Genomic DNA, 6,328 nt, shown 5'->3' on the forward strand with positions numbered 1-6,328 from the left:
CGGTCTGGGGCGTCGCTCGCCGTCCCTCCCGGTCTGGGGCGCGTCGCTCGCCGTCCCCTCCCGGTTCGGGGCGCGTCGCTCGCTTTCCCATCCCGGTTTGGGGCGCGTCGCCCGCTTTGGGGCGTGAAAATCCCGCCCCAAACGGCGAAACGCGCCCCAAACCCGGCGGTGCCAGCGGCAGCGGCACACGCACCACGCACCACGCCATCTGGGTTTGGGGCGCGTTGGTCGGTTTGGGGCGCGTTGCGCGCTGTCCCCTCCCGGTTTGGGGCGCGTCGCCGGCTTTGGGGCGTGAGAACCCCGCCCCGAACGGCGAAACGCGCCCCAAACCCGGCCGTGGCAGCGGCAGCGGCAGCGGCACACGCACCACGCACCACGCCATCTGGGTTTGGGGCGCGTTGCTCGGTTTGGGGCGCGAGAATCCCGCCCGAAGGGCGAAATGCGCCCCAAGCCCGGCAGTAGCCGGGGCCCCGGCAGTAGCGGGGCCCCGGCTGCGGCGTCAGCGGGCGCTGGCGCGGACGACGAGCGTCGCGGGCACCGTGTCGCCCGTGTGCGGGCCGCCCTCGATCGCGGCGACCAGGGCCGCGACGGCGCGGGCGCCGAGGGCGTCGAAGTCCTGCCGCACCGTGGTGAGCGGGGGGCGGTACTCCGCGGCATCCACGATGTCGTCGAAACCGACGACCGCGACGTCCTCCGGGACGCGTCGGCCGGCGTCGGCGAAGGCTCGCAGAGCACCGAGCGCCATCTGGTCGTTCGCGACGAAGACGGCGGTCGCGTCGGTCAGGGCCGAGACGGCGGCGTGACCGGATGCCGAGGTCCAATCGCCGCGCACGAGTTCGGGCGTGCGCCGCCCAGCGTCGGCGAGCGCGGCGCGCCAGCCCCGCTCGCGTTCGGCCGCAGCGAAGGAGCGCGCGGGACCGGCGACGTGGTGCACCGTGTCGTGGCCGAGGGCGAGGAGGTGCTCCACGGCCGCGCGGGCGCCGCCCGCGTGGTCGGTCTGGACGATCGAGAACCGTTCGTCGGGCGGCGAATCGACGACCACGAGGTGCAGGTCGCCGGGCGGCTCGACGTCGCGCGCGAGCTCGGTCGCCTCGTTCAGCACCACGGCACCGTCGACGCCCTGCGAGCGCAGGCGGGCGAAGGCGTCCCGGATGCCGCGCTCCCCCACCGTGACGACCGCGAGGGCGTAGTCGCGCGTGGCGGCCGCTTCGGAGATCGCCTGGAGCATGCGGGAGTTGCCGACCGAGGCCAGAGTCGAGACGACGAGTCCGATCGTCGAGGTCTGACCGGTGCGCAGGGCGCGGGCGGCACGATGCATGCGGTACCCGAGGTCGCCCATCGCCTTCTCGACGCGGGCGCGGGTGGCGGGATCGACGCGCGGACTGCCGTTCGCGACGCGCGAGACCGTCTGCGCCGACACGCCGGCCGCCGCGGCCACATCGGCCATCGATACAGGCATCGAACCCCCTCGTGTTGACGATATCACGCCCGATCTGTAGCGTGTTATCGTGAACACGTTCAGCCCCACCGCGGTGGCTCTCGGCGCCGGAGTCGTCAAGCGCTCCACGCGTCTCGCCGACGGCCGCGAACTGATCTACTTCGACGACGCCGACACGACACTCGGCCCGGAGCGCGCGATCGACGCGCGCACCCTCGACCCCCGTCCTGTGACCGCGACCATGCGGCAGGACGTGCTCACGGGCGACTGGATCACCGTGGCATCCAATCGTCAGAACCGGGCGTTCCTGCCTCCCGCGCACCTCGACCCGCTCGCCCCGCAGACGGCGACGAACCCGTCCGAGGTCCCGTCGCGCTACGACGTCGCGGTGTTCGAGAACAAGTCGCCGTCGTTCGGTCCCGCGCTCGACGTCGCCCACGGCGACGCCCCGGCCGCCGTCGACCCGCCGCGCGGGGACGACGACCTGGAGCACCTCGGCCTCGGCCGCACGCGCACCTCCGTCGGGCGCTGCGAGGTCGTGTGCTTCAGCCCCGAGCACGAGGGGTCGTTCGGCTCGCTGTCGCGCACCCGCGCGCGCACGGTCATCGAGGCTTGGGCCGACCGGACGGCCGCGCTGTCGGCGCTTCCCGGCATCCGCCAGGTGTTCCCGTTCGAGAACCGCGGGCAGGAGATCGGCGTCACCCTCCCCCACCCCCACGGCCAGATCTACGCCTACCCGTACATCACCCCGCGCACGCAGCGCCTGCTCGACACCGTCTCGCGCACGTCGCCCGACCTGTTCGCGCGGATCCTGGAGTTCGAGGCATCCGGTCCCCGCGTGGTCCTGCGTGGCGAGCACTGGACGGCGTTCGTCCCCTTCGCGGCGCGCTGGCCCATCGAGGTGCATGTGCTGCCGCACCGCCACGTCGCCGACCTCGCCGAGACGACGGATGCCGAGCGCGAAGAGCTCGCGCCGTTCTACCTGCGGCTGCTGCGCGGCATCGACGCGCTGTACGACACCCCGACGCCGTACATCGCCGCGTGGCACCAGGCGCCCGTGGGCCGTGCGCGCGACAGCGTCCGGCTGAACCTGCAGATCACGTCGCCGCGCCGCGCCGCCGACAAGCTGAAGTACCTCGCCGGATCCGAGGCCGCCATGGGCGCCTGGATCGGCGATGTCACCCCCGAGTCGCAGGCCGAACGCCTGCGCGCCGCCCTCGACACCGTTCCGGAGGTGACGGCATGACCGCCGTCGACGACGCCCGCGCCCTGCTCGCCACCCTGACCGACGCCCCCGCCGTGGGCGTGTGGTCGGCCCCCGGCCGCGCCAACCTCATCGGGGAGCACACCGACTACAACGAGGGCTTCGTCCTCCCGTTCGCGATCGCGCAGCGCACCGCCGCCGCCGTCGCTCTCCGCGACGACGACGTGATCCGCGTCCGCTCGACCTTCGCCGACGACGCCGTGGAGGTGTCGCTCGCCGAGCTCGACGCCCGCATCGCCGCCGGCGGCCTCGACTGGGCCGGGTACCCGCTGGGCGTGGCGTGGGCGCTGCGCGCCGAGGTTCCGGATGCCGCGACCCGCGGCGTCGACATCGCCCTGGCGTCCGCGGTGCCGGTGGGTGCCGGCCTGTCGTCGTCGGCCGCGATCGAGGGGGCCGTGGCCTCCGCCCTCAACGACGTGTGGGGAACCGGGCTCGACAAGGTCGCGCTCGCCCGCGTGGGCCGCACGGCCGAGAACGACGCGGTCGGCGCCCCGACCGGGATCATGGACCAGATGGCATCCATGCTCGGCGTGGCCGACGCGGCGACGTTCCTCGACTGCCGGACGCTGCAGACGCGGCCGGTGCCGCTCGGGTTCGCCGAGGCGGGCCTCGAGATCCTCGTCGTCGACACCCTCGTCGAGCACGCGCACGCGTCGGGCGGGTACCGCGAGCGTCGCGCCTCGTGCGAGAAGGGTGCCGCCGCGTTCGACGTGCGGGCGCTCCGCGACCTCACCGTCGACGACCTGCCCCGCGCGCGGGAGATCCTCGACGACGTGACCTTCCGCCGCGTGCGGCATATCGTCACCGAGAACCAGCGCGTGCTCGACACCGTCGCGGCCCTGGACCTCGCGGGTCCGAGCGCGATCGGCGACCTGCTCACCGCCTCGCACGCGTCGATGCGCAACGACTTCGAGATCTCGGTGCCCGAGCTCGACCTCGCCGTCGAGACGACGCTGGCCGCGGGCGCGCTCGGCGCACGGATGACCGGCGGCGGCTTCGGTGGCGCGGCGATCGCGCTGATCCCCGCCGAACTCGTGCCGGCGGCGACCGACGCCGTGTACGCCGCCTTCGCGGCATCCGGTTTCCGCGCCCCGAACGTGTTCACGGTGACGCCGTCGGAGGGCGCGCGCCGCGACGCGTGACGCCGGGGCCGCCGCGGCGTCGGCCTGCGCCGTGACGCGTGACGCCGGGGCCGCCGCTGCGTCGGCCTGCGCCGCGGCGGGGGCGGCCGCCGCGGCGGGCGCGGCCGCCGCGGTGTCACGCGCGGCGGCGGCCCCGGGCCGCGTACACCGAGCCCGCGGGGCTTCACGGAGCGCCCGTGGCCGCGTAGCGTGCGGGGCATGGAATCGGATGCCGCCGTCCTCGCGTGGCTGCACGACAGCGATCCCCCACTGCGGTGGAAGGTCGAGCGCGACCTGCTCGACGCGCCCACGGCGCAGTGGGAGGAGACCCGCGCTCGGGTGGCGCGCGAGGGCTTCGGCGCACAGCTGCTCGCCCGGCAGGATCCCGACGGCCAGTGGGCCGGCGGCGCGCACTTCCCCGCCGACTTCCGCGGCGATGAGCCGCAACCCTGGACGGCGACGTCGTGGTCGCTGATGTCGCTACGCGAATGGGGCGTGGATGCCACCGCCCTCCGCCCCGACACGGCCGGGCTCCTCGAGCGCAACGCGCGCTGGGAGTATGAGGATCTGCCGTTCTGGGACGGCGAAGTGGATGCCTGCATCAACGCCTTCACCCTCGCGAACGGCGCGTGGCTCGGGGCGGAGGTCGCTGGCATCCGGGACTGGTTCGTCACCCATCGTCTGCCCGACGGTGGCTGGAACTGCGAGTGGGTGGAGGGATCGACGCGGTCGTCGTTCCACTCGACCTTGAATTCGGTCATCGGGATCCTCGACGACGAACGGCGCACCGGCGGCACCCCGGCCCTGCGCGACGCGCGGCGCGGTGCCGAGGAGTACCTGCTCGAGCGGCGGCTGCTCTACCGCCTCTCCACGGGCGAGAAGCACCGCTGGGCGGACCACCTGGGGTACCCGTTCCGGCACCGGTACAGCGCGCTCCGCGCCCTCGACCACTTCCGCGCGGCGGCCCAGCACGACGGAACGGCCCCCGATCCGCGCCTCGCCGACGCGAATCGAGCGGGTGCGCGCGACCCGCGACCCCGACGGCACGTGGCACCAGGCGTACCCGCCGGAGGGCCGCGAGTGGTTCCCGGTCGACGTGCCCGCCGGCGAGCCGTCGCGCTGGCTGACGTTCTTCGCGCTGCGCGTGCTGCGGTGGTGGGACGAGGCGTAAGGCGCCCGCCCGGTCTCGTGCGTCGCGCACCGGCGCACGCCGCCATCCTGCTCCGCGTCGCGCGGGGTACACCGGCATAAACGCTCGCGCTCGGCGGAAACGCGCGGACGCGGCGTTTCTGCCGAGCCGGAGCGTTTATGGAGGCACCGGCACCCGCGTGCGCCAGGATGGGGCGATGGATGCCACTCCCCCCGTCGTCGCGACCACCCGCGGCCGCGTGCGCGGCTTCACGCGCGGCGGAACGGCCGTGTTCCTCGGCGTCCCGTTCGCGCAGGCGCCCGTCGGGCCGTTGCGGTTCGCCGCACCGCAGCCCGTCGCCCCGTGGGAGGGCGAGCTCAACGCGACGGCCTACGGCCCGACGGCGCAACGCGGCGACACCGGCATCACGCTCATCCCCGAGCCGAGCGTGCCGGGCGACGCCACGCTGAACGTCAACGTCTTCGCGCCGGTGGACGCGACTCCGGATGCCGCCCTCCCCGTGCTCGTGTGGATCCACGGCGGCGGCTTCGTCTCGGGGTCCCCCGCGAGTCGTTGGTACGACGGCGACGCGTTCGCGCGCGAGGGTGTGGTGACCGTCGTCCTCTCGTATCGACTCGGATTCGACGGCTTCGGCGCAATCGACGGCGCTCCGTCGAACCGCGGGCTCCGCGACCAGATCGCGGCCCTGGAGTGGGTGCGCGACGAGATCCGCGCGTTCGGCGGCGACCCCGCACGCGTGACGATCGCGGGGCAGTCGGCGGGCGGCGGGTCGGTGCTCGCGCTGCTGGCTTCGCCCGCGGCATCCGGTCTGTTCGCCCGCGCGATGGCGCTGTCTCCCGCGGTGGGTGCCGTCGCCGCGCCGGCCGCGCGTCGATTCGCCGAGCGGCTCGCGGCACTCGCCGGCATGCGCCCCGACCGAGACGGCTTCGCCACCGTCCCCGAGGAACGGCTCCTCGACCTGCAGCGGCTGGCGCAGAAGCCCGAGCGCCGGGCGCGGCTCGCGGGGCTGACCGCGCTGCTCGACGACGGACTGCCGCTCGGGCCCGTCATCGACGGCGACGTGCTCCCCCGGTCGCCGCTCGAGGCGCTCGCGGACGGGGCCTCGGCGGGCATCCCCCTCGTCGTCGGCTCGACGGACGACGAGTTCACGATGATCACCGCGCGCGCGCGGCGTCTGCTCGATCTGCGCCCGTGCCCCTCGCCCTCGCGCTCCTCGGGCTCGGACGCTCGCGGCGCCGCGCCTACCTCGCGCGGTCACGCGCCGGGGCGGAGCCGCGCGACTCGGCGGCTACGTCTCGGACCGCGGCATCCGCTCGGTCGTCCTGCGCACCGCGCGTGCCCGGGCATCCGCCCCG

At 74.7% G+C, this 6,328-nt stretch carries 4 protein-coding genes and 1 pseudogene; 4 read left to right on the forward strand and 1 reads right to left on the reverse strand.

What is annotated here, in order from left to right:
- Positions 1 to 499 precede the first annotated feature (499 nt).
- The gene (locus tag I5G_RS01940) at positions 500 to 1,459 is read right to left on the reverse strand and encodes a LacI family DNA-binding transcriptional regulator (protein ID WP_022877550.1); all 960 of its coding nucleotides are present in this window, start codon (positions 1,457 to 1,459) and stop codon (positions 500 to 502) included.
- Between the two features lie 49 nt (positions 1,460 to 1,508).
- Between I5G_RS01940 and galT the strand changes: the two genes are divergently transcribed.
- The 4 genes and pseudogenes from galT to I5G_RS20075 form a co-directional block, all read left to right on the forward strand.
- Positions 1,509 to 2,684, forward strand: coding sequence for a galactose-1-phosphate uridylyltransferase (gene galT, locus I5G_RS01945; protein ID WP_022877551.1), 1,176 nt, complete (start codon positions 1,509 to 1,511; stop codon positions 2,682 to 2,684).
- Positions 2,681 to 3,844, forward strand: coding sequence for a galactokinase (gene galK / locus I5G_RS01950; RefSeq protein WP_022877552.1), 1,164 nt, complete (start codon positions 2,681 to 2,683; stop codon positions 3,842 to 3,844). The genes galT and galK overlap by 4 nt, the downstream gene beginning before the upstream one ends.
- Before the next feature lie 198 nt (positions 3,845 to 4,042).
- Positions 4,043 to 4,994 (forward strand): annotated as a pseudogene (locus I5G_RS20070) (squalene cyclase).
- 175 nt (positions 4,995 to 5,169) lie between these two features.
- Positions 5,170 to 6,328: carboxylesterase family protein (locus I5G_RS20075; RefSeq protein WP_051038576.1), on the forward strand; the 1,159-nt coding region annotated here is incomplete at its 3' end.

It is taken from the genome of Microbacterium sp. B19, from assembly GCF_000333395.1.
GTDB lineage: Bacteria > Actinomycetota > Actinomycetes > Actinomycetales > Microbacteriaceae > Microbacterium.